Genomic DNA, 22464 nt, shown 5'->3' on the forward strand with positions numbered 1-22464 from the left:
ACGGCCGCTGCGAGCCAGGCCCGCCAGCGCGTTGGAGCAACCGGGACGGCGCGCTGCAACGGCCGCTCCAGCTGCCCGGCCGCAAAGCGCCCGCAGGTGCGGGTGCCCGCGGCCCTGGCAAAAAAGGCCAGGATTTCGGCGTCGGACTGGGAGGTGAAATCAACCACGGTTTGCTGGCAGGCGGCGCAGTGGCGGCCGGTAGCGGCGGGCGTCATGCCAGCCCAACTTTCGTGGCAGGGCTGCGGAATGGTGAGTACAAGTGAGGGCTTCATCCGGTAACAAAAAGGGGTTCAATCTTTCCGATGCCGCAGTGCCGACAAGTGCACACGCCGAGCGGACGTTGAGCCGGAAACAGTGGCTTGAGCTGGCTTGGCCGCAGTGTAAAACCTTGTACCTTAGTGGGCGCCGGCCACTGGTGTTTTCCACAGACTTTTTCCCTTCGCTATGAAAACCCTGTTTTGCATGGCGCCGCTGGCGCTACTCCCGCTGCTGGGACAGGCCCAAACGAAGCCTACCGGCGCTGTGGCCCTGGAAATTCCTTCGCCGGCGGCTCCCACCCAGGGGCATTTTCTCACGGGGGCCTATGTGGTGGGCAGCTACACGCCGCTCTCGGCCGCGGTGCCGGGTTTCGGCTACGCCGTGCAGCCCTACCTGCGCTACCAGCTCAGCAGTGCGAAGGGCCGCGCCGGGGCATTTGTGCAATACAGCTTTTCGCCCTACCAGCTGCAAGCCTACGGCGCCAACCCGCTGTATGGGCCCGGCGGCGAAGCGCTGCCGCCCAACCCTAGCTATGCCCCGCTGCCGCTGCGCAACGGCTACTCCAATGGCTATTACAACGGCTATGGCAGGAGCGTGGGGGCCCTTTCGGTGGGCGTGCCGGTGCGGCTCGGCAATGGGTCGGCCACGCTGCATATAGCTGGCACTGTGCTGGGAGGGCTGCTGCGCTGAGGCAGCAACAGGGGCAAGGTGGGCGCTAAGCCGCGCCGGGGCGCTATCTTTTGCCCTTCAAACCCGTCCCTCCCACCTTTCATGCGTTCCGAAAAGTCTCTATTCCGCCGCAAATCCATTGCGGCCATCCTCCAAAACCCGCCTGCCGATGCCGAGGGCCACTCGCCCGGCGGCCTGGCCCGCCACCTCACCGTGCGCGACCTCACGGCCCTGGGCATTGCGGCCATCATCGGGGCCGGCATTTTCAGCACCATCGGCAAGGCCAGCCTCGACGGTGGGCCGGCCGTGTCGCTGCTGTTTGTGTTTACGGCCGTGGCGTGTGCGTTTTCGGCTTTGTGCTACGCGCAGTTTGCGGCCACCATCCCGGTTAGCGGCTCGGCCTACACCTACGCCTACGCCTCGTTTGGCGAGCTGGCGGCCTGGATAATCGGCTGGGCCCTTATCATGGAATACGCGGTGGGCAACATCGTGGTGGCCATTTCCTGGTCCGACTACTTCACCGGCCTGCTCGATGGCGTGGGGCTGCACATTCCTACTTACCTGAGCACCGGCACTCAAAGCGCTTACCAGGGCTATAACGCCGTGATGGCCCTGATGCAGGCCCACCAGCCTCTTTCGCAAGCCACGGCGGCCCAGCTGGAGGGCTACAAAATCTGGACGTCGGCCCCCGCCCTCTTCGGCAACTTCCACCTAGTGGCCGACTTGCCGGCTTTCACCATCACGGTGCTCATCACGGCGCTGGTGTACGTGGGCATTAAGGAAAGCAAAACGGCCTCCAATATCCTCGTATTGTTGAAGTTGATAATCGTGGCCGTGGTGATTGCCGTGGGCGCGTTCTACGTGAAGCCGGCCAACTGGCACCCCTTCGCCCCCAACGGCGTGGGCGGCGTGCTCAAGGGCGTATCGGCGGTATTCTTCGCCTACATCGGCTTCGATGCCATTTCGACCACTGCTGAGGAGTGCAAAAACCCCCAGCGCGACCTGCCCAAGGCCATGATGTACGCCCTTATCATTTGCACGGTGCTGTACGTCATTATTACGCTCATTCTCACGGGTATGGTGTCGTACAAGGAGCTCGGCGTGGGCGACCCGCTCTCGTTTGTGTTTGCGCGCATCGGCATGCCGCGGCTGTCGGGCCTGGTGGCCGTGAGTGCGGTGTTTGCCATGGCGTCGGTGCTGCTGGTATTTCAGTTGGGCCAGCCCCGCATCTGGCTGACCATGGCCCGCGACGGCCTTCTGCCCCAGGTGTTTGCCAGCATTCACCCGCGCTTCCATACGCCGTCGTTTGCCACCATCGTCACGGGCTTTTTCGTGGCCGTGCCGGCGCTGATTCTCAACATGGATTTGGTGGTGGACCTCACCAGCATCGGCACGCTGTTCGCGTTTGCGCTGGTGTGCGGCGGCATCCTCATCATCGACCCCTACGGCCAGTCGGAGGCCCGCTTCAAGGTGCCGTACATCAACGGGCAGTGGCTGGTGCCGCTGGTGCTGGTGCTGGGCGCGTTCCTGATTTCGCGCTACAACGGGGCCGGCAACGCCGAATTCTGGCAGGACGTGACGGGGCAGCGCGGCTGGCTGGCCAAAGACGCCGTGACCGGCGCCATCGTGGGCGGCTTTGCCCACCAGATTCCCACCATGGTGTTCCTGCTGTTTTGCGTGGCGCTGGCGGTGCTCTCGTTCCGCAAGCGGCTTTCCACGCTGCCCGTATTGGGCCTGCTCATCAACCTGTACTTGATGACCCAGCTCGGCATCAGCAACTGGACGCTGTTCTTCGTGTGGCTGCTGATTGGGCTGGCCGTGTACTTTGGCTATGGCTACAAAAACTCGAAGTTGAGCCGCACCCTGCAGGCGGCTTAGCCGCACCGGCGGCGGTAGAAAGCGGCGGCTGCCCCACGGGGTGGCCGCCGCTTTCTGTTTGGGGCAGCCGGCCGAAGCCGTTGGGCCAGGCGCCGTTGCGAAAAGCCCGGCGCGGGTTGGGCTACTAAAAAGTACGGGGGGGGCTGATTCAGCGCATAAAAATTAGCGCGTTCCGCCTACCTTCGGCAGACATTATTCTACCTTCAGGCAAGAGAAGTAAGCTGGGCAGTACCACTCTTGCCACCCCTGTGTTATGCTAGAACAAATTGAAGTGTTTCGCCACCTGCTGGAGGGGAACCCACTGCTCTTTTTTGCCTATAGCGTGAGCACTAGCCAGGTAGTGTACGTGAATGAGGCCTACGAGCAGCTATTTGCCCCGCGCCGGCGCGAAACCGCCACCGCCGACCTGCCCTGGCTCCTGAGCTGCCTGCCCGCCGAAGACCAGAAGTATGCCCTCACCTGCTTTGCGGAGCTGGCCAACGGCGAGCTGCACGACGACCTGCTGCTGCGGATGCAGCCCACCCCCGACGCCCCGCTGCGGTGGCTGTGCGTGCGGGCCTACCGCGCCGTGGCCTCCGACGGCCAGGTGCTGCTGTGCGGTAGCGTGCAGGACGTGACCGTGGAGCAGGAATACATCCGCAACGCCGACAAGTTCATGGCCAAGAAGAACACTACGCTGGAGATTCTGTCGCACGACTTGGCGGGGCCCTTCAACATGCTGCACCAGCTGGCCGTGTACTTCCGGGAGAAGACCGAGATGCTGCACGACCCGCAGCTCGAAAAGCTGGTGCAGGTGATGCAGGACACGTGCCGCGACAGCGTGAACCTCATCCGCGAGTTTGTGGACAGCGAGTTTTTGGAGTCGTCCAATGTGCAGCTCAAGCGTACGCGCGTGGACCTATCGGCCAGCCTGCGGCAGGTGATGGACACCTACCAGCAGTCGGAGCGCCTGGTGGCCAAGCATTTCAGCTTCAGCAGCACCCCCGAGCATGTTTATATTGAGCTGGACAACAACAAGTTCCTGCAGGTGATGAACAACCTGCTGTCCAACGCCATCAAGTTTACCCGCGAAGGCGGCCACATCGACGTGCGGCTGGAACAGCACCCCGACCACGTGCTGGTGACGGTGGCTGACGACGGCATCGGCATTCCCGAAAAGCTGCAGCCCCTGCTGTTCGACCGGTTTACCAAGGCCCGCCGGCCGGGCCTGCGCGGCGAGAAAACCACGGGCCTGGGCATGTCCATCATCCGGTCGCTGGTGCGGCTCCACGACGGCACCATCTGGTTTGAAAGCCAGGAAAACGTAGGCACCACCTTCTACATCAAGCTGCCCAACTAAGGGCGCTGGTCGGCGGGGCTAGCGGGCACCTCCTGCCCGGCACTCAGCGCGGCTTCTACCTGCGCCCGCACGGCCTGGATTTGAGCGGCATCCAAGGGCTTATTAATCAAGCCATCTACCAGGGGAAATTGCTCGATGCGGGCTAGGTCGGTATGGGCCAGCGACGAAGTGAGGATGTAGATGTGGCAGCGCCCGAGCAAGCGGTTCTCCAGCGGCCTCAAGGCCTCCAGGAACTCCCAGCCGTCCATGAGGGGCATGTTCAGGTCCAGAAAAATCACGTGGGGCAGCTGGTGGGGCTCGGCATTTTGCAAAAACGCCAGGGCTTCTTCGGCAGAGGGGATAGAAGCAATGCTATCGGTAAAACCTTCTCGTTTTAGTAAGCGCTCCGTCAGGAATACCCCGATAGTGTCGTCGTCAATCAATAATACGTCCATGCTTGCTTCAGCGTAAGTGCAAAATAAATTGGGTGCCCACGTTCACGGCGCTGCTCACCTCAATCTGGCCGCCCATGGTTTCGACGTGGGTTTTTACGAGGTAGAGGCCCATGCCCCGGCCCGGCTGGCTGCTGTGAAAGCGCTTGTAAAGCCGGAAAACGTCGAGCCCAGCCTTTTCCATATCAAAGCCCGACCCATTATCGGCCACTACCACCTCCGCGCCCTGCCCGGGCTGGGCCCGGGCCGTGATGCTGACGCGCAGCGGCCGCTCGTCGGAGCGGTACTTCAGGGAGTTGGACAGCAGGTTGAAGAAAATGCTGTACAGGTACGCCCGGTTCCCGAGCACGTAGAGGTCGGCCGGAATGTCGGTTAGCACCTCGCCGCCGCACTGCGTGGTCAGCTCGGCGAGGTTGAGCCGGGCCTGCTCCACAATGTCGCCGAGGAGCACCTGCTCGGGCTCTTCCACGCCCTGCTTGTCCCGAATGGAAAGGATGGTGTTCATGTCCCGCAGCACCATGTCGACCTGTTGGGTGCTGGCGCGCAGGTTGTCGAGCGCGGGCTTGTAATCGGGTGAATCCTTATCCAGCGTGCCCAGCAGGTCCACCAGCCCCAGGGCGTTGGCCACGGGCGCGCGCAGGTTGTGCGACACGATGTAAGTAAACTGCTGCAGGTCTTTGTTTTGTCGGTACAGCTCCTCCTGCGAGCGGACTTTCTCCGTGACATCGGAAAAGTAAATCGACAGGCCTTCTTTGGATGGAAACGCCTTTACTTCCAGCCAGAGCTGCATGCGCCCGAAGTAGGCCTGGAAATGCATGACCTGATTGGTCCGGAAGGCGTTTTCGAATTGCTCGTGCAGCACGCCCTGGCTTTCTTCGGGAAAGACATCCTGCAGCGTGCGCCCCAGAATCTGCTCCCGTTTCACGTTGAGCAGGCGCTCCACCTCGCTGTTTACGAACCCGAAACGCCACTCGCGGTCCAGCAGGAAGAAGGCATCGGTGATGCTCTCGAAAATGGTGTTGAGCTTATCGGCCTGCTCCCGAATCACGCGGTTCGAGTTGTACGTCTCGGTCATGTCGCGAAACACGGCGTGCACCCCGGTAATGGCCCCGTCCGCCACCAGCGGCACCTTGGTCACGGCGTAGATGAGCGGCTGCGGGGCGCCCAGGAACTGCACTTCCACATCGAAATGCACTTTGTGGCCCTCAAAGGCTTCGCGCAGCTTCTGGGCAAACAGGGCCCGCAGGTCCTCGGGCAGAAAGCTGTTGAACGTCCGGCCCACCACCTCTTCCCGGGGTTTTTCCACCGCCTGCAGGTACGCCGGGTTGGCATCGAGGATAACGCCGGTGGCGTCCTGAAACAACACCAAATCGGGGTTATTCTCAAACAGGGCGCGGAATCGTTGTTCGCTTTCCTTTAACTGCAAGATGTCGCTCATAAACCGCTTTGCTGGAGCACTGCGCTCCTTCGGAGCTTTGGGTAGGGTGTTGCCAACTTTTTACGGGAATCCCAGGGTTTGGTCGGCTGCTAACATTCAAAAAGTCTCTTTTTGTGTTAATTACTTTCCCGCAGCAGCAGCGCGAAAAACGGCCACGGCCAAGCCCTAGTTATTGCCTTCAGGCATTATCTGCTGTGAGTCTGTTGGTTTCTTGCTGTGTGCTTGTGCTTACCCCTTGGCTGCTTTGCACTGGCCCTGTTCTGGTTTTCGGCCTATTTTCTTTGGTTGCCTAAAGTTCGAGCTCGTGGGGCTGGCCGTCCTGCTCAAAGGCCACCTTCAGCCAGTGCCGTTCGGCGGGGCGCAGCGTGGGCAGCCAGCCCCGGCCAACGGCCGAGGCGATGAACAGGCCGTCGTCGTCGCCCAGGGCCGCAAAATCGGCCAGCCGGGGCCCGCGGGCGTAAAACGGCACGTGGTAAGTGGCCGCCAGCGCCTCGCAATCGCGCGGTACATCGGGCAGCACCAGCCCAATTTCGTGCACGCCCAGCAGCCCCGTTGCGGCCTCAAACTCCGCGGGCCCCGCCGGCCCACCCACCCGGCCAATGCACTCGAGGATGGTGCCGTTGTTGTCGAGGAAGTAGAAGGCCCGCGCCCGCCAGTTGGGAAAGTCGGCAATGGCTTGGGTAGCCGAGTACGGCAGGCTCTCGGCGCGGGCGGCCACCCAGGCCTGGGCGGCGTCTACCTGGCCGAAGGCAATGGCAAACGCCACGTGGTAAAAGGGCCGGGTTGGGCCAGGAGCCGCGTGAAAAGTCAGCCTGGAGTGCCCCACCCGGAAGCCCACGGCCGTAGGCGTGCGCTCAAGCAAGGGCAGCTGCAGCTCGCCGCCGTAAAAGGCTTCCGTGCCCGCCAAATCGGCGGTGAGCAGGTACAAGTCTGTTATCCGCATGGCCTCGGCTGGCTGGGGGCAGCAAAATTGTGCTACCGGCAAAGTAGCTTTCCGAAAATACGCGTTGGTGCCCAATTTCTACCCTTCCATTCCCTACCATGCCCCTCCCGCCCGGTGAAACCGCTTTTATCACCTTCCGCCTGCACGGCACCATCCCGGCCGCCGAGGGCCGCCGGCTAAAAGCCGAGCTGCGCGCGGCCCAGGAAGCCGGCACCGACCACCGCCGAGCCCAGAAGCAGTTTTTCGCCCAATTCGACGCCGTACTAGACCGGGCGCCCATTGGCCCGGCGTACTTCGACCAGGAGAAAATGGCCGAGCTGCTGGCCGGCGAAATCATGATGCTCGAGGAAACCGGCTTCGTCGTCCACGGCTTTGCGCTGCTGCCCAACCACCTGCACCTGGTGCTGCACCTGCCCGCCAGCAGCCCGCTGTCCTTTGCCAAAGCCATCGACTTGCTGCACCTGCGCACCGCCACCCACTGCCGCCGCCTAGTGCGCCCCAAACTGCCGCCCGAAGCCGAGTTCTGGCAGGCCGGCTGGTTCGACTACGCCGTACACGACCAGGCCGAGCTGACTCGCCTGCTGGCCTACGTGCGCGGCAATGCCCGGCAGGCGGGCCTGCCCGCGCGCTTCCAGGAATGGCCTTATGTTTTTAATGAAGAATGAGGAATTAGGAATGAAGAATTACCCGCTTATAATTCTTCATTCTTCATTAAGCGAAGCGTTACCTACCGCGCCCGGTGAATAATCAGCACCCCGGCCAGAATTATCAGCATGCCCAGGAAGTGCCAGATGTTGAAGGCCTCGCCGTCGAGGGCGCCCCAGGCCAGGGCCACGATGGGAATGAGGTAAGTGCTGGACGAGGCAAAGAGCGCCGTCGACTGCTGAATCAGCCGGTTGAAGAGCACCATGGCCACCGCCGTGCTCATGGTAGCCAGCAGCGCGATGTAGCCAAACGCCGCCCAGGCCCCCGGCACGGTGGCCAGCTTGTGCAAAAAGCCGGTGCCTACCAGCAGGTACGCCAGCGCGGGCCCGCCGATGAGCAGCAGCAGCACGGCCGTGACGGCCATGGGCGTCATGCCGCCCAGGCGGTGCTTTATCACGTTCACGCTCAGGCCGTAGCCCATGGTAGCCACCAGGATGTAGATGCCGTACCAAGCATTGCCTTCGCCGGTGGGCGTATCGGTGCCGCCGCTGCCACCGAGCAGCAGCATCACCACCGTGCCCATTAGCCCCAGCGTGATGCCCAGCACCCGCAGGCCCGTGAGGCGCTGCCCAAACAGCAGAGCGCCTACCAGCAGCGTAAACACCACCGTGAGGGCATTGAGCACGCCGGCCAGCCCCGAGGCCAGCTTGGTTTCGGCATATGCAAAGAGGAAGGCCGGTATCAGCGTGCCCACCACCCCGCTCAAAGCCAGCCACTTGAAACGGCTGCGCTCTACGGTGCCCACGTGGCGCAGGGCAAATGGCAGCAGCAGCAGCGCTGCCACGCTTACGCGAGTAGCGCCCAGCTCCATGGCCGAAAACACGACCAGCCCTTTTTTCATTAAAATAAAAGACGTGCCCCAGATAGTGGCCAGAATGAGCAGCAGCGCCCACGCCAGCGGCGTGGTCACCCCGGGTGCAGTGGGCAAGTTTTTAGGCAATTCCGATGGCTTGGGACTGGCAGTGGGCACCTTACCGGTCGGGGCGACTGTGCCAGGGGCAACTGCGGCGGTATCGGCAACGAGTGAAGTATCAGCAACGGGTGGGTTTGTAGGCAGCATGGCACAAAGGTACGGGCGGCCCCGGTGGGGCTTCCGGGGAAATACAATTTGCTCCGAACCCTAGTCTTGTGCTGCCTGTTTCATTCTTGCCGATTCCTGCCGTAATTTTGTGGTCCGGTTTCGTGCCGATTCAGTCTATGTCGCATCCGTTCAAGGCCGTTAGCCTCTCCTTCAAGAAAGCCCCCCTCGCCATTCGCGAGTTGCTTTCGCTGGACGAAGCTGCATGCCGCCGTTTCCTGCACACCTTGCACCACGATTTGGGTCTGTCCGACCTGCTGGTGCTGAGTACCTGCAACCGCACCGAGGTGTATTACGCGGCCGAAGACGACCGCAGCCGCGAAATTATCCTCGCCCTGGGCGACCTGAAAGGCCGCTCCGATGTCGGTTCGTTTCTCCCGTATTTCGATTTGCTGCTCGAGGCCGATGCCGCCACCCAGCACCTTTTTGAAGTGGCCATGGGCCTCGACGCGCAGGTAGTGGGCGACCTGCAAATCAGCAACCAGGTGAAGCTGGCCTACCAGTGGGCTGCCGACGCCGACGCCGCAGGGCCCTTCCTGCACCGCCTGCTCCACACGGTGTTCTTCACCAACAAGCGCGTGCAGACCGAAACCAGCTTCCGCGACGGGGCCGCTTCGGTGAGCTACGCTGCCCTAGAGCTGGTAGAAGAGCTGACCGCCGACGTGGCCAACCCGCGCGTGCTGGTAGTGGGGCTGGGCGAAATCGGCGCCGACGTGTGCCGCCACCTGGCTGCCAGCAAGTCCTTCAGCGACATCACCATCTGCAACCGCACGCGCGGCAAAGCCGAGGAGCTGGCTGCCGAATGCGGCATGCGCCTGGTTGATTTCGAAGACCTGGTGCCCGCGCTCAAGGAAGCCGACGTCATCATTTCGTCCATCAACCGCGCCGAGCCGTTCTTCACCCGCGAGCTGGTAGATAACCTCGACGTGCTCAGCTTCAAGTTCTTCGTGGACCTGAGCGTGCCCCGCAGCATTGCCGCTGATGTGGAGCTGGTGCCCGGCGTGCTGGTCTACAACATCGACGCCATCCAGAGCAAGGCCTCGGCCGTGCTGCAAACCCGCCTGGCGGCCGTGCCCCAGGTGCGCGCCATCATCGCCGAAAGCATCGCCGGCCTGCAGGATTGGGCTAAAGAAATGATGGTTTCGCCTGTCATCCAAAAGATGAAGGCCAGCCTCGAAGCCCTGCGCCAAGAGGAGCTGGAGCGCTACCAGAAAAAAGCCACTCCCGCCGAAAGCAAGCTCCTCGACGAAGCCACCCGCTCGCTGATGCAGAAGATTCTGAAGCAGCACGTGCTGCAGCTCAAAGCCGCCTGCAAGCGCGACGACGATGGGCAAATGGTAGAGCTGCTGGCCGAGCTTTTCGACTTGGAGAAGACGGGGCTGCCGGCTTAGACCTCTCTGGCGGGGACCCTTACCCCCAGCCCCTCTCCAAAAGAGAGGGGAGCCACGGCAGCTCAAGCGTTAGCTCAACTTCTAAAAACAAAAAAGCCCCAGCTCAATATTGAGTTGGGGCTTTTTCATTGGATTACCGTCAGGCTCCCCTCTCTTATGGAGAGGGGTTGGGGGTGAGGTTCCCCGCCTACTCGGCCATCATTTTCTCGCGGTCCTTGATGCGCACGTCGTTGTTCACGGCGGTGGGCACCACCGTTACCACCACGTATTTCGAGGTGGGCGTATTGCTGATTTTGGCCACGCTGGAGATGGGCACCAGCGGGTTGGCTTCGGGGAAGTAGGCCGATACGTTGCCTTTGGGGATGTCGTACGGCACGGCCACGAACTTCTCGACCCGGCGCTCCTCGCCCTGGAAGTGGCTGGTGATGTCGATGAGGTCCTTGGCTTTGATGCCGCGCTCGTCCATATCGGCCTGGTTCATGAACAGCACGCGGCGCTCGCCGTGGATGCCGCGGTACCGGTCGTTGTACTCGTAGATGGTGGTGTTGAACTGGTCGTGGCTCCGCACCGTCATCAGAATGAGTTGGTCTGGCTCAATCTGGTACTTCTCCAGCGTGGTGGTGGTGAAGTGGGCCTTGCCGTCGGGCGTGGTGAACTTGCGCTCGCGGGGGCCATTGGGCAGGTAGAAGCCGCCGGGCTTGCGCAGCTTTTCGTTGAAGTCCTCGAAGCCGGGAATCACGCGCGAAATGTGGTCGCGGATGACGTCGTAATTCTCCGTCATGGCCACCCAATCGGTCTTGGTCTTGTCGCCCAAAGTGGTAATGGCCATGCCGCAGATGATGGCCACTTCGCTGAGCTGGTCGCCGGCCAGCGGCACCAGGATGCCCTTGTTCTGGCTGACGATGCCCATGGAGTTTTCGCAGCTGGTCATCTGGTGTCCAGATTTTTGCATGTCGATGTCGACGTGCGCGAAGGTGGGCAGCAGCAGGCTGGTTTCGCCGGTGGTGAGGTGGCCGCGGTTGAGCTTGGTGCCCACGAACACGGTGAGCTTCTGGCGGCGCATGGCCTCGGCTATCATCTCGGTGTCGGGGCCAGCGGCCAGCAGGTTGCCGCCCAGGCTGAAGTACACCTTGGTGTGGCCCAAGCGCATGGCCTTGATGGCCTCCACCACGTCGAAGCCGTCCTTGGTGGGGGGCATGAAGTGGAATTCCTTTTCCAGCGCCTGCATAAAGGGTTTCGGCATGCGCTCCCAAATGCCCATGGTGCGGTCGCCCTGCACGTTGGAGTGGCCCCGCACCGGGCAGGTGCCCGCGCCGGGCTTGCCAATGGCGCCCTTCATTAGATGCAGGTTCACGATTTCCTGAATGGTCTGCACGCCCTGGCGCTGCTGTGTGACACCCATGGCCCAGCAGGTGATGATTTTCTGCTTGTGGGCAATGAGGTTGGCCGCTTCGAGGAGCTGGGCCCGCGAAATGCCGCTGATTTCCTCGATTTCTTCCCAGCTCGTGTTGCGGATGTTCTGCTCAAACGAGTCGAAGCCGACAGTGAATTCGTCGATGAATTTGCGGTCCACTACCTGGCCGGGGTTCAGGTCCTCGGCTTCGAACAGGTGCTTCATGATGCCGCGGAGCAGGGCCATGTCGCCGTCCACGCGCACTTGCAGGAACACGTCGGTAATCTGGGTGCCGTCGCCCATCAGCGCGCCCAGGGCCCGCAGCGGGTTCATGAAATCCTGGGGGTTCTTGAAGTGGTTGAGGCCGGCTTCAATCAGCGGGTTCACGCTGATGATTTTGGCGCCGTTGCGCTTGGCCTTTTGCAGGGCCGTGAGCATGCGCGGGTGGTTGGTGCCCGGGTTCTGACCGATGACGAGGATGACTTCGGCGTCGTGAATGTCGTTGAGCGTGACGGAGCCTTTGCCCAGCCCCAAGGTGGGGCTGAGGGCCGAGCCGCTGCTCTCGTGGCACATGTTGGAGCAGTCGGGCAGGTTGTTGGTGCCAAACTCGCGCGCAAACAGCTGGAACAGGAAGGCCGGCTCGTTGGGCACCTTGCCCGAGGTGTAGAACACGGCCTCATCGGGCGAATCCAGCGCGTTCAGGTTATCGGCGATGATTTGGAAGGCATCGGGCCAGGCAATGCGCGAGTAGTGGTTGTCGCCGGGACGCTTCACCATCGGGTGCGTGAGGCGGCCGGCGTTGTTCTGGTCGCGGTCGGTCATGCGCGAGAGTTCGGCCAGGCTGTGCTTGGCAAAAAACTCGGGGCCGGCCGCTTTATCGTCGGCATCGGAAGCGGTGGCTTTGGCGCCGTTCTCGCAGAACTCGGCCACCGAGCGGTGCTCGTCGGGGTCGGGCCAGGCGCAGCTGGAGCAGTCAAATCCATCTTTTTGGTTGAGCCCGAGCAAGGCCTTGCTGCCGCGTCCCACGCCGCCCTCCGTCCAGCTGAACTGCATGGACTTGATAACGGCCGTGACCCCGGCGGCAATTTTTGCGCGGCCCTCCAGCTTGAGGCCGGTGAGGGCTTCGGGTGGTTGGGCCAGCACGGGGTTCAGGTACTTGGCATTGGCCACGTCGGGAGCCGGAATGTGGGCGTGCACGTGGGTCCGGTTGGGGTCGGAGCGGTAGTGGTCGGGAGCGGGCGCTTCGCCCTGGTCGGGCCGCTCGCCGCTTTTGGGGGCATTGGCCTGGGCTCCTTGCTGTTCGGTTTTGCCAGCTTGGCGGGGGTCTTCGGCGGGGGATTTTTCCATGACAAGCAGAACTAATTAGAAAGAGGAATACAGCTCAACCAAACAACGTAATGCCGGCAGCCCAATTTTGTTTTAGCCGCCGCTTTAGCTCCCTGATTTTCAGACAACATAGCAAGGGGCGAAATAGATGCGGACCAATCCTGGCGAGCATTGCGGCCGCCCTGCTCGTGCTGGCGCGGCGCAGCCCCAATGCGGTGGTAAACAGTAGGCTATCCACTTCGAATTTACGTAGCTAGCTCAATTTTTCCGCCGGGCCGAACAGGCACCCGAATTCTATTCTGGTTGTCAGACGCGGAAGTACTGGCAGAGGTTACGGCCGCGGCTGGAATCCATGAGGAAGTGGGTATTCTCGGACCGATTCAGCTCAACTTGTGACCCGGCGGGCCAGCCTCCAGCAGGCACGCGTTTTGGCCAATGGCCTGCCGGGTTGGGCTGAGGCATCGGGTTAGCAATATTTCTGTAAATCAGCGTACTCGTGGCTGCAAATGCCATAGCTGCCCGCTGCTAGTGGCGGCACTCCAAATCCTTTTCAACCAACACTTTGAGGGGTTGGCGCTGAGCCATCATGAGCGTGGCGCTGAGGCCGTTTTGGTCGGTGCTGGTCCACTTGGTAGCCAGGGCGGCCGGCACCTTGATGGTGATGGCCCCCGCGCCGTGGGTGATGCGGAATTCTTCCGTTTCGGACCGCTCCAGCGCATACGTGAGGCTCTCGCGCTCCGTGGGCCCCAGGGGCACCACCACGGACACCCGCCCGGTTTCGGCAAAACGGGCTACTTCGGCTTCGGAGAGGCGGAGGCGAATGGAGTTGTCTTCGAAGCGGAGTTTCATTGGGCAAAGAAATAGGCGGGAGCTGGCATTATTACGCAGGCAATCAGCAAAAGATAAAGTCTTTTTTCGTATAAATTATTAATGTTCAGTCATTTTACTCGTGTCGCTCACCAAGCGCCAGGCCCCGCAATAGATGTTGTAGCGCTGCTGGCGCACGAAGCCAAGTACGGTCATACCAAAGCTTTCGGCCGCCTGTACGGCTAAGCTACTGGGGGCGCCCACGGCCGCCAAAATGCCAATGCCGGCGGCGGCGGCTTTTTGCACCAGCTCGAAGCTCACGCGCCCGCTCACCAGCAGCACGTGCTGGTGCAGCGGCAGCCAATCGGCCAGCAGCGCCGCCCCGATGACCTTGTCCAGCGCGTTGTGCCGGCCCACGTCTTCGCGCAGCAACAGCAGCTCGCCGGCCGGGCTAAACAGCGCCGAGGCGTGCTGGCCGCCGGTTTGCTCGAAGCCGGCCTGGGCGGCGCGCAGGCGCTCGGGCAGCTGGTGCACGGTGTCGTAGGTCAGGTAAGGGCCGTTGGTGGGCAGCACGGGGCAGGAGGCGGTGCGCACGGCATCGATGCTGGTTTTGCCGCATACGCCGCAGCTGGAGCTGGTGTAGAAATGCCGCTCCATGGCCGAGAAATCGACTTGCACGTGCGCGGCCAGCTCGGCGCGGGTCACGTTGCCGGCCTCTTCGGCCTTCTGCACGTCAGGACAGGGAATGATGCCCAGCAGGTCGGCTTTTTGATGAATGATGCCTTCGGTGAGCAGAAAGCCTGCGGCCAGCTCTTCGTCGTGCCCGGGCGTGCGCATGGTTACGGAGAGGGTGCGGTGCTCGCGCTGGCCCGCTACCTCGTAGCCCACGCGAATTTCCAGCGGTTCCTCGGCCGCGAGCTGGTCGGAGGCCGGTACGGGCGGGCCGGCGCCGGTCACCTTCTGGATGGTGGCAAATTCGTAGCTGGCGGCGGGTAAGAGTATGGCGGGCTCCATGGGGCACGAAAGAAGTGAATTAATTAAGAACGTCATGCTGAGCGCAGCCGAAGCATCTCGCGTGGTTCCACTAAACCAATCGCTAAGAAAAAGGATTGCTGCAGCACGCGAGATGCTTCGGCTGCGCTCAGCATGACGTTCTTTCCAGTCTGACGTTCTTGCAGCCCGATCCGCCATTCTGCTCCCTCTCGATTCTATCCTAAATGAAATTAAAAAAGCTGACGCACAATCTCACGCTTTGGGTGCTGCTGGCCATTGTGGCCGGGGCGCTGCTGGGGCACTTCCAGCCGGCTACGGCCGTGAAGATGGAATTTCTGGGCAAGCGCTTTATCGACGTCGTCAAGCTGTTCATCAACCCCATTATTTTCCTTACCATTACGCTCGGCATCAGCACCATGGGCGATTTGAAGAAGGTGGGGCGCATCGGGGGCAAGGCCTTGCTGTACTTTGAAATCGTGACCACGCTGGCGCTGGCCATCGGGGTGGGCGTGGCGGCGCTGGTGCGGCCCGGCGCCAGCGTGGCCGTGGGAAAGCTCAGCGGGGCGGCCGTGGGCGAGTACACCAAGCGGGCCGGCGAGTTTTCGTGGCTGCACTTTCTGGCTGATAACCTGACGCTGCAAGTGCTGCTGCTGTCCATTGCGCTGGGCATAGCCCTGAGCAAATACGCCGGCCGCAAGCCCATTATTCACTTCCTGAAAGAAGCCTCCAAGTATGTGTTTCGGGGGCTGCACTGGGTGATGCGGCTGGCGCCCATCGGGGCGTTTGGCGGCATGGCGTTCACCATCGGCAAGTACGGCATTGCCACGCTGCTGCCGCTGGGCAAGCTCATGGCCACGGTGTACCTGACCATGGCCGTGTTCATCTTCCTGATACTGGGCGCCATTCTGCGCTACGCGGGCATCGGCATGTGGTCGTTTCTCAAGTACATCAAGGCCGAGCTGCTGATTGTGCTCGGCACGTCCTCGTCCGAAGCCGGCCTGCCGGGGCTCATGGAAAAGCTGGAGCGCATGGGCTGTGCCCAGCCGGTGGTGGGGCTGGTGGTGCCCACGGGCTATTCCTTCAACCTCGACGGCACCACCATTTACCTGTCGCTCTCCACGCTGTTTCTGGCTCAAGTATTTCACGTGGAGCTGTCGGGGGCGCAGGTGCTCACCATGATGGGCATTCTCATGGTGACGAGCAAGGGCGCGGCCGGCGTGGCGGGCAGCGGCTTTGTGGTGCTGGCCAGCACACTCACCGCCCTCAAGGTGATTCCGGTAGAAGGCTTGGCCCTGCTGCTGGGCGTGGATAGATTTATGTCGGAGGCGCGTTCCATCACCAACTTCATCGGCAACGGCGTGGCCACCATCTTCCTGGCCCATACCGAAGGCGCCCTCGACCACGAAATGGCCGTGGATGCCCTAGGCAAACGCCTGAAGCCGCTGCGCTTCCGCAAAGGCTACACCAGCGGCGAGTACCTGGGCCAGGTAGCCGAGCAAGCCAGCGAAACGGCCCGCCTGCTGAAGAACAAACGCTAAAGAATTTGTTGGGGCTTGCAGCGCCCTGCTTTGCCCAGTGCTGCAAGCCCGCCGCCTCCCGACCTTTGCCTCCGTGGAACCTTCAACCCTGACCCAAACCGAGCCCTGCCCCGCTCCTGCCCGCCCGTCCATCCGGTTCGACCGCAACGAGCTGGCCGGCGCGTTTGGCGACCTGGGCACGGACTTGCCGCTGCTCATCGGCGTCATTGCCGCCTCGGGCGTCGACAGCGCCGGGGTGCTCATTCTCTTTGGGCTGATGCAGGTTTTCTCCGGCCTGTGGTACCGCATGCCCATGCCCGTGCAGCCGCTCAAGGCGTTTGCGGCGCTGGTTATTGCCCAAAAGATTCCCGGCCGGGTCATTTTCGGCGGGGGGCTGGCCATTGGGGTCAGCATGTTTTTTTTGTCGATAACCGGGCTGATTGATGCGCTGGCGCGGCTGGTGCCCAAGCCGGTGGTGCGCGGCATTCAGTTTGGGCTGGCCCTGCAGCTGGCCACGCTGGCCCTGAAGCAATATGTGGCGGCCGATGGCCTGCCGGGCTACGCGCTGGCGGCCGCGGCCTTCCTCATCATAGTGGCCTTGCTGGGCAACCGCCGCTGGCCGGCCGCGCTGCTCGTCATTGCCCTGGGCGTGGCCTACGCCCTGGTTTTCAAGCTGGACCTGGCCACCGCCCAACGGGCCATTGGCTTGCACCTGCCCACCTGGCACCTGCCCGAGCGGGCCGACATCATCACAGGGGCCTTGCTGCTAGCGCTGCCTCAGATTCCGCTGTCGTTGGGCAACTCGGTGCTGGCCACCCGCCAGATTGCAGCCGACTATTTCCCGGAGCGGGGCCTCACCGTGCGGCAAATTAGCTTCACCTACTCGCTGATGAACCTAGTGAATCCGTTTCTGGGCGGCTTTCCGGTGTGCCACGGCTCGGGCGGCATGGTGGGGCACTACGCGTTTGGGGCCCGCACGGGCGGCTCGGTGGTGCTGTACGGGTGCCTGTTTCTGATTCTTGGGCTGTTTTTCAGCCAGGGCTTTCAGCAGGTGGTGCAGATATTCCCGCTTCCGATTCTGGGCGTGCTGCTGCTGTTCGAAGCCCTGACGCTGGCCGCCTTGCTGCGCGACATCAGCACCAGCCGGACCGATTTGCTAGTGGCGCTGCTGGTGGGGCTGCTTTGTGCCGGGCTCCCCTATGGTTACCTGGTGGGGCTGGTGGTGGGCACGGCGCTGTATTATTCCGTGCAGCGCGGCTGGGTTGGGCTGGGGAAGTAAGGCGTGCCCACAGCCCAAGAAACTGTACTACAGCGGTTAGTGATGTAATAGAAATTTGTGCGCTTAGCCTGCCTATCGGGCAAAGGGTAGTTTCTGGCGCACCTAAGCGGGTACGAGGTTGAGCTGATTTGTTAGCTTCCGCTCAGTTCTACGAGCCTTATTCCGTCGCGGGCGGCGCGATGTTGCTCTTGCGCAGCGGCAGCTCCGGCACAAAGAGCGTCATCAGCAGCCCGCCCAGCACCAGACAGATATTGACGAGGTATACCCGGGAAATGGCTTTGGAGAAGGCGGCGCGGGCGGCCGGCGAGGCCGGGCCAGTGGCCACGCCCGGGGGCAGTGCCGGCCCTTCGGCCACTTCGGTATGCTCCACAACCGGCCGGATGGGCACGGCCGCGGCAGGCAGGTTTTGGGCCAGCGTGAATGTGAGCACGGCGCCCAGCACCGAGGCCGTAATGGCCCCGCCAATCTGCCGAAAAAACTGGCTGGCCGAAGTAGCCTGGCCCAATAAGTGCGGCTCGATGGCGTTTTGAATAGCCAGCGTGTAGAGCGGCATGGTGGGGCCCAGCCCAATGCCGCACAGCAGCAAATAGCCCAGTACTTGGTAATAGCCCACGGTTTCGGGCATGCTGGCCAGCAGGGAGAGGCCGCCGAGCAGCACCACTAGCCCGGCCAGCATCCAGCGCTTGTAGTGGCCGAAGCGCGAGACCATTTGGCCGGCCAGCAGCGACCCCAGCACCACGCCCATGGAGAGCGGAATCAGGCTAACGCCGGCGCGGGTGGCCGATACGCCCAGGACGTTGACCATGAACAGGGGCTCGAAAATGATGATGCCCAGAAACGCCCCGCCCAGCAGAAACAGCGCGCCATTGGCGGTGCGAAAAACGGGGTTGCGAAACAGGCCAAAGTCCAGAATGGGATTTTCGTGGCGCAAGCTGCGGAACACAAACGCCGCCAACGAGCCCACCGCCACCACCAGCAGGCCTAGCGTGAGCGGCGACGCCCAACCATACACCGCTTTGTTGAGCTGCAAGGCCATTACCAACGGCACCAGCCCGGCCATGAGCAACGCGGCCGATAGGTAGTCGAGCGGCTTGGGCTGGGTACGTGGGCGCAATGCCGGCATTTGGGTCAGAATAAACCAAAGCGCCAGCAGGCCAAGCGGCAAGTTCACGTAGAACACCAGCCGCCAGCCCGCTACGCCCGGAATCAGGCCGCTGCCCCGGTCAGTGAGAAAGCCCCCGAGCAGCGGCCCCAGCACCGACGAGGTGCCAAATACCGCCCCCGTAAACCCTTGGTACCGGCCGCGCTCGGCGGGCGGAAACAGGTCGGCAATGATGATAAAGGCCATGGCAAACAGCCCCGCCCCGCCAAAGCCCTGAATGGCCCGGAAGAACACCAGCTGGTTCATGCCATCACCCAGCAGCGGCAACGGACCAAACTCGCCGGCCAGCCCACACAGCATGGAGCCCGTCAGGAAAATGAGCACGGCTGTCACCTCAATCTTGCGCCGCGAGTACATATCGGCCAGTTTGCCATAAATGGGCACCAGCGCCGTGCTGGCCACCAAATAAGCCGTGGCCACCCACGTAAACCGGTCGAGCCCGTGCAAATCGGCCACAATGCGCGGCAGCGCCGTGGACACGATGGTCTGGTCGAGCGAGCCCAGGAACATGGCCAGCAACACGCCGGCAAACGTGAGCATCTTCTGCCGGTGGGTCAGATTTTCAGTCAAAGCGGTGGGTGGGATGGGTAGTGGGAAAGGAAGAACGGGATACGTAGGGCACTAACTCACCCGTCTGTCATGCTGACGCAGGAAGCATCCTATCAAAGTCGAACGAGTCGTCCAAACGTGATAAGATGCTTCCTGCGTCAGCATGACAGACGGGTGAGGAAGGAAAGCCAGCTGCTACAGCAGCGAGCGAATCCAGCCGCCGTCTACGGCAATAGAGCTGCCGGTGATGTAGCTGGCCCGCTCCGAACACAGGAAAGCCGCCAGCGCCGCGAATTCACGGGGCTCGCCCAGGCGCCGCATGGGGATTTCAGCTTCCCAGCGGGCGGTGGCGTCGGCGGCCGAAATGCCATCCCGCGCGGCCACGGCATCGGCCAGGTTCACCACCCGCTCGGTGCGGGTGTAGCCGGGCAGAATGTTGTTGACCGTGACGCCGAACGGGGCGACTTCGTTGGCCAGGGTGCGGGCCATGCCGGTTACGGCGGCCCGCAGGCTGTTCGACAGCAGCAGGTTATCCACTGGCTGCTTCGCGGCGATGGACGTCACGTTGAGAATGCGGCCCCAGCCGCGCTCTTTCATGCCGGGCAGCACGGCGCGCGTGAGCTCCACCACGCTCGTGAGCAGCAGGTGCGTGGCCGATTCCCACATTTCGCGGCTCAGCGTGTCGAAGGTGCCGGCGGGCGGTCCGCCGGCGTTCGTTACCAAGATATCGACGCGCCCAAACCGTTCCATTGCGGCTTGCACCACGCGGGCGACATCGGCCGGGTTGGATACGTCGGCGGCTACCCCCAACACGGGCACGCCCGTGGCAGCCGTGATGGCGGCGCACGTTTCCTGGAGGGCTTCTTCGCCGCGGGCGCACAGCACCAGCGAGGCCCCTTCGGCGGCCAGTTCTTCAGCCACGGCGCGGCCCAGGCCCTTGCTGGCTGCCGCCACCAGGGCTACTTTTCCTTGCAATCCGAGGTCCATAAGGTTACTTCTGGCGCAGGTAATCGTCGGATTTATCCAACCAGTCCTGGCGCGGGGGGCTGAAAATATCCACGTCGAGCGTGTCTTCCAGCGCCTCGGCCGTGTGCGGCACGTTAGACGGAATGTGCAGCACCTCGCCCGCACGCACGATGACTTCCTCCCCGTTTTCGGACCCAATATGAAAACGCAATGCGCCTTCCAGGATGTAGGTTATCTGCTCGTTAATATGCTGATGCAGGGGCACAACGCAGCCTTTTTTGAGGTAAACGTGGGCCAGCATCATGTCATTGCCAGTGATGAGGCGGCGGGATAATTGGTCCGACAACTGCTCTTTCGGCATGTCGTCCCAGGTGTATTTGGTGACGGATTGGGTTATTTCCATGTGATGGGTTGGATGGGTTTTGGGTTAGAACTTTGAGTAGAACGTCATGCCAAGCACAGCGAACCGAAGGTCGGCGTAGCCAAGCATCTTTACCTCAATACTAACTCAATTGTTGGGATTAGTTCGCGGTCGAGATGCTTCGGCAAGCTCAGCATGACGTTCTTTTTTCGGGCAGCAAGCTACACCCGCACCCGCGTGGCTACCGCCGACACGCACAGTCCCATAAAGGCAATCAACGCAAACGAAACCCGCAGGCTCGTGGCCCCGGCCACCAGGCCAATAACTGGCGGCCCCAGCAAAAAGCCCAGGAAACCAATAGTTGAGACCGAGGCCAGCGCCATTCCCGCCGACATGTGCTTGGAGCGGCCGGCCGCGCTGTACACCAGCGGCACCACCGACGACGTGCCAAAGCCTACCAGCAGAAAGCCCAGCATGGCCGTGACCAGCGTGGGCAGCAACACCGCAATCAGCAGGCCCGTGGCCGTGAGCAGGCCGCTGAGCTGAATCACGCGCTTAGCCCCCAGGCGCGCGGCCAGCCAGTCGGCTCCAAAGCGACCCAGGGCCATGGTGCTCATGAAGGCCGTGTAGCCCGCGCCCACCCAGTCCTTATCGGCCTGAATGACCTTTTTGAAATACACCCCGCTCCAGTCGAACATGGCCCCCTCGCAGATAAGCGCGCAAAAGGCAATGGCGCCCAAACCCAGCAGTTCCTTGTCGGGCTTCACGAAAATGGGCTGGTTGGGGTCGACGCCGGTATCCTCGCGCACGGTGTAGCCGGCGCTCACCGCCAGGCCGGCCATAATGAACAAGGCAATGAGCACGAAATGCCAGCCCGGCGTGATGGCGTGGCCAATCATAAACGAGCCCACCGCGGCGGCGGCAAACCCTGCCAAACTCCACAGCCCGTGAAACGAGGCCATGATGGGCTTGTGCTTGTAGAGCCGCTCCACGCCCACGGCCTGGGTATTCACCGAAATATTGGTCAGGTTGCCGCCCACGCCAAATAGCACCAGGCACGGTAGCAGCTGGTAGAGGTTGCTGGCCCAGCCTAGGCCCAGCAGTGCGGTGGCATACAGCACCACGCCCCACAGCACAACCTTGCGGCTGCCCTCCTTGGCCACCAGCCACCCGGTGACGGGCAACGAAAGCAGCTGCCCAATGGGCAGCGCCAGCAGCAGCAGGCCCAGCTGCGCTTCCGAAATGCCCATGCGCTGCTGCACGCTCGGAATGCGCGAGGCCCAACTGGCAAAACACAGGCCCAACAGAAAAAACAAAGCGCCCACCGCCAACCGGTGGGCTTTTCGGGAAATGGGCGGGGCCGTTGTAGTCAATGAAATCATAACGTATACCTTCTCGTCCCGAGCGCTGGGCTGGGGCCGTCTCACACTATTTTTTAGCAAATTACAAGCTCCCCCAACGCCGGCCGGCGCGCAGTAGTTGCTTTTTCAGCAAAAGCTGCGGCCCGTTTCCAACAAACGTTCCCGCTCCGAAACCATGACCCAACAGGACCGAAATAAGCAGAACGCCATTGCCTTCTACGAGCTGATGTTCAACGACTGCCAGCCGGCCGAGGCGCTGGAACGCTACGTCGGCGACGAGTACATTCAGCACAACCCGCACGTGAAGGATGGCAAGCTGGGCTTCCTCACGTATTTCCTGCGCATGCAGGCCGAGTACCCCGGCAAGCACATGCGCGTGGTTCGGGCCGTGGCTGAGGGCGACCTCGTGGTGCTGCACTGCCACCAGACCTGGCCCGGTGGCCACGACTACGCCGGCATGGACATTTTTCGGTTCGATGCCAATGGCAAAATCGTGGAGCATTGGGACGTGCTGCAGGAAGTACCCGAAATAGCTCAGAACGAAAATGGCATGTTTTAGACGTTTATCCAGCTTAGCGTCATGGCCTGCCGAACATTCTGTAGTGCGTACAACCGCTTGC

Annotated in this window: 19 protein-coding genes and 1 pseudogene; 8 read left to right on the forward strand and 12 right to left on the reverse strand. The window is 62.1% G+C overall.

The window, feature by feature from the left end:
- Positions 1–272: pseudogene (locus LJ738_RS01335) on the reverse strand (carboxypeptidase-like regulatory domain-containing protein); the annotation flags it as partial.
- Between the two features lie 172 nt (positions 273–444).
- Here LJ738_RS01335 and LJ738_RS01340 point away from each other — a divergent pair.
- The 3 genes from LJ738_RS01340 to LJ738_RS01350 all read left to right on the forward strand — a co-directional run bounded on the left by LJ738_RS01340 (position 445) and on the right by LJ738_RS01350 (position 4144).
- Complete coding sequence (locus tag LJ738_RS01340; RefSeq protein ID WP_227784531.1) at positions 445–948, forward strand: hypothetical protein; 504 nt, start codon at positions 445–447, stop codon at positions 946–948.
- An 81-nt stretch (positions 949–1029) separates the two neighbouring features.
- Positions 1030–2805, forward strand: coding sequence for an amino acid permease (locus LJ738_RS01345; protein WP_227784532.1), 1776 nt, complete (start codon positions 1030–1032; stop codon positions 2803–2805).
- 253 nt (positions 2806–3058) lie between these two features.
- Positions 3059–4144, forward strand: a complete 1086-nt coding sequence (locus LJ738_RS01350) for a sensor histidine kinase (protein WP_227784533.1) — start codon at positions 3059–3061, stop codon at positions 4142–4144.
- Here LJ738_RS01350 and LJ738_RS01355 read toward each other — a convergent pair.
- The 3 genes from LJ738_RS01355 to LJ738_RS01365 form a co-directional block, all read right to left on the reverse strand.
- Entirely contained in the window at positions 4141–4578 is a 438-nt protein-coding gene (locus LJ738_RS01355) for a response regulator (RefSeq protein WP_227784534.1), read from the reverse strand. The genes LJ738_RS01350 and LJ738_RS01355 overlap by 4 nt on opposite strands.
- A gap of 7 nt (positions 4579–4585) precedes the next feature.
- The gene (locus tag LJ738_RS01360) at positions 4586–6013 is read right to left on the reverse strand and encodes a PAS domain-containing protein (protein ID WP_227784535.1); all 1428 of its coding nucleotides are present in this window, start codon (positions 6011–6013) and stop codon (positions 4586–4588) included.
- A gap of 289 nt (positions 6014–6302) precedes the next feature.
- Positions 6303–6956, reverse strand: a complete 654-nt coding sequence (locus LJ738_RS01365) for a VOC family protein (protein ID WP_227784536.1) — start codon at positions 6954–6956, stop codon at positions 6303–6305.
- Between the two features lie 98 nt (positions 6957–7054).
- Between LJ738_RS01365 and LJ738_RS01370 the strand changes: the two genes are divergently transcribed.
- The gene (locus tag LJ738_RS01370; protein WP_227784537.1) at positions 7055–7621 is read left to right on the forward strand and encodes a transposase; all 567 of its coding nucleotides are present in this window, start codon (positions 7055–7057) and stop codon (positions 7619–7621) included.
- A 62-nt stretch (positions 7622–7683) separates the two neighbouring features.
- Here LJ738_RS01370 and LJ738_RS01375 read toward each other — a convergent pair whose 3' ends face one another.
- Positions 7684–8589, reverse strand: coding sequence for a DMT family transporter (locus tag LJ738_RS01375; protein ID WP_227784538.1), 906 nt, complete (start codon positions 8587–8589; stop codon positions 7684–7686).
- A 269-nt stretch (positions 8590–8858) separates the two neighbouring features.
- Here LJ738_RS01375 and hemA point away from each other — a divergent pair, with 269 nt between their 5' ends.
- A complete protein-coding gene (hemA, locus tag LJ738_RS01380) occupies positions 8859–10130 on the forward strand; it encodes a glutamyl-tRNA reductase (protein ID WP_227784539.1) in 1272 nt (423 codons plus the stop codon).
- A 187-nt stretch (positions 10131–10317) separates the two neighbouring features.
- Here hemA and LJ738_RS01385 read toward each other — a convergent pair whose 3' ends face one another.
- The 3 genes from LJ738_RS01385 to fdhD all read right to left on the reverse strand — a co-directional run bounded on the left by LJ738_RS01385 (position 10318) and on the right by fdhD (position 14670).
- Positions 10318–12870, reverse strand: a complete 2553-nt coding sequence (locus LJ738_RS01385) for an FdhF/YdeP family oxidoreductase (RefSeq protein WP_227784540.1) — start codon at positions 12868–12870, stop codon at positions 10318–10320.
- A gap of 504 nt (positions 12871–13374) precedes the next feature.
- On the reverse strand, positions 13375–13698 hold the full coding sequence (locus LJ738_RS01390; RefSeq protein WP_227784541.1) for a DUF7009 family protein: 324 nt from the start codon (positions 13696–13698) through the stop codon (positions 13375–13377).
- A gap of 78 nt (positions 13699–13776) precedes the next feature.
- Entirely contained in the window at positions 13777–14670 is an 894-nt protein-coding gene (gene fdhD, locus LJ738_RS01395; protein ID WP_227784542.1) for a formate dehydrogenase accessory sulfurtransferase FdhD, read from the reverse strand.
- A gap of 203 nt (positions 14671–14873) precedes the next feature.
- Between fdhD and LJ738_RS01400 the strand changes: the two genes are divergently transcribed.
- Together LJ738_RS01400 and LJ738_RS01405 are read left to right on the forward strand one after the other, a co-directional pair.
- Entirely contained in the window at positions 14874–16187 is a 1314-nt protein-coding gene (locus LJ738_RS01400; RefSeq protein ID WP_227784543.1) for a cation:dicarboxylate symporter family transporter, read from the forward strand.
- Between the two features lie 73 nt (positions 16188–16260).
- Complete coding sequence (locus LJ738_RS01405) at positions 16261–17445, forward strand: putative sulfate/molybdate transporter (protein ID WP_227784544.1); 1185 nt, start codon at positions 16261–16263, stop codon at positions 17443–17445.
- Between the two features lie 157 nt (positions 17446–17602).
- Here the strand turns inward: LJ738_RS01405 and LJ738_RS01410 are convergent, their stop codons facing one another.
- The 4 genes from LJ738_RS01410 to LJ738_RS01425 form a co-directional block, all read right to left on the reverse strand.
- Positions 17603–19177 carry an MDR family MFS transporter gene (locus LJ738_RS01410; protein WP_227784545.1) on the reverse strand — a complete coding sequence of 525 codons (1575 nt, stop codon included), beginning with the start codon at positions 19175–19177 and terminating at the stop codon, positions 17603–17605.
- A 174-nt stretch (positions 19178–19351) separates the two neighbouring features.
- The gene (locus LJ738_RS01415) at positions 19352–20143 is read right to left on the reverse strand and encodes an SDR family oxidoreductase (protein WP_227784546.1); all 792 of its coding nucleotides are present in this window, start codon (positions 20141–20143) and stop codon (positions 19352–19354) included.
- Between the two features lie 4 nt (positions 20144–20147).
- Entirely contained in the window at positions 20148–20525 is a 378-nt protein-coding gene (locus LJ738_RS01420; protein ID WP_227784547.1) for a cupin domain-containing protein, read from the reverse strand.
- A 179-nt stretch (positions 20526–20704) separates the two neighbouring features.
- The gene (locus LJ738_RS01425) at positions 20705–21865 is read right to left on the reverse strand and encodes an MFS transporter (RefSeq protein ID WP_227784548.1); all 1161 of its coding nucleotides are present in this window, start codon (positions 21863–21865) and stop codon (positions 20705–20707) included.
- Between the two features lie 154 nt (positions 21866–22019).
- Between LJ738_RS01425 and LJ738_RS01430 the strand changes: the two genes are divergently transcribed.
- On the forward strand, positions 22020–22403 hold the full coding sequence (locus LJ738_RS01430; RefSeq protein WP_227784549.1) for a nuclear transport factor 2 family protein: 384 nt from the start codon (positions 22020–22022) through the stop codon (positions 22401–22403).
- Positions 22404–22464 lie beyond the last annotated feature (61 nt).

The organism is Hymenobacter plasmatis (assembly GCF_020711255.1).
GTDB lineage: Bacteria > Bacteroidota > Bacteroidia > Cytophagales > Hymenobacteraceae > Hymenobacter.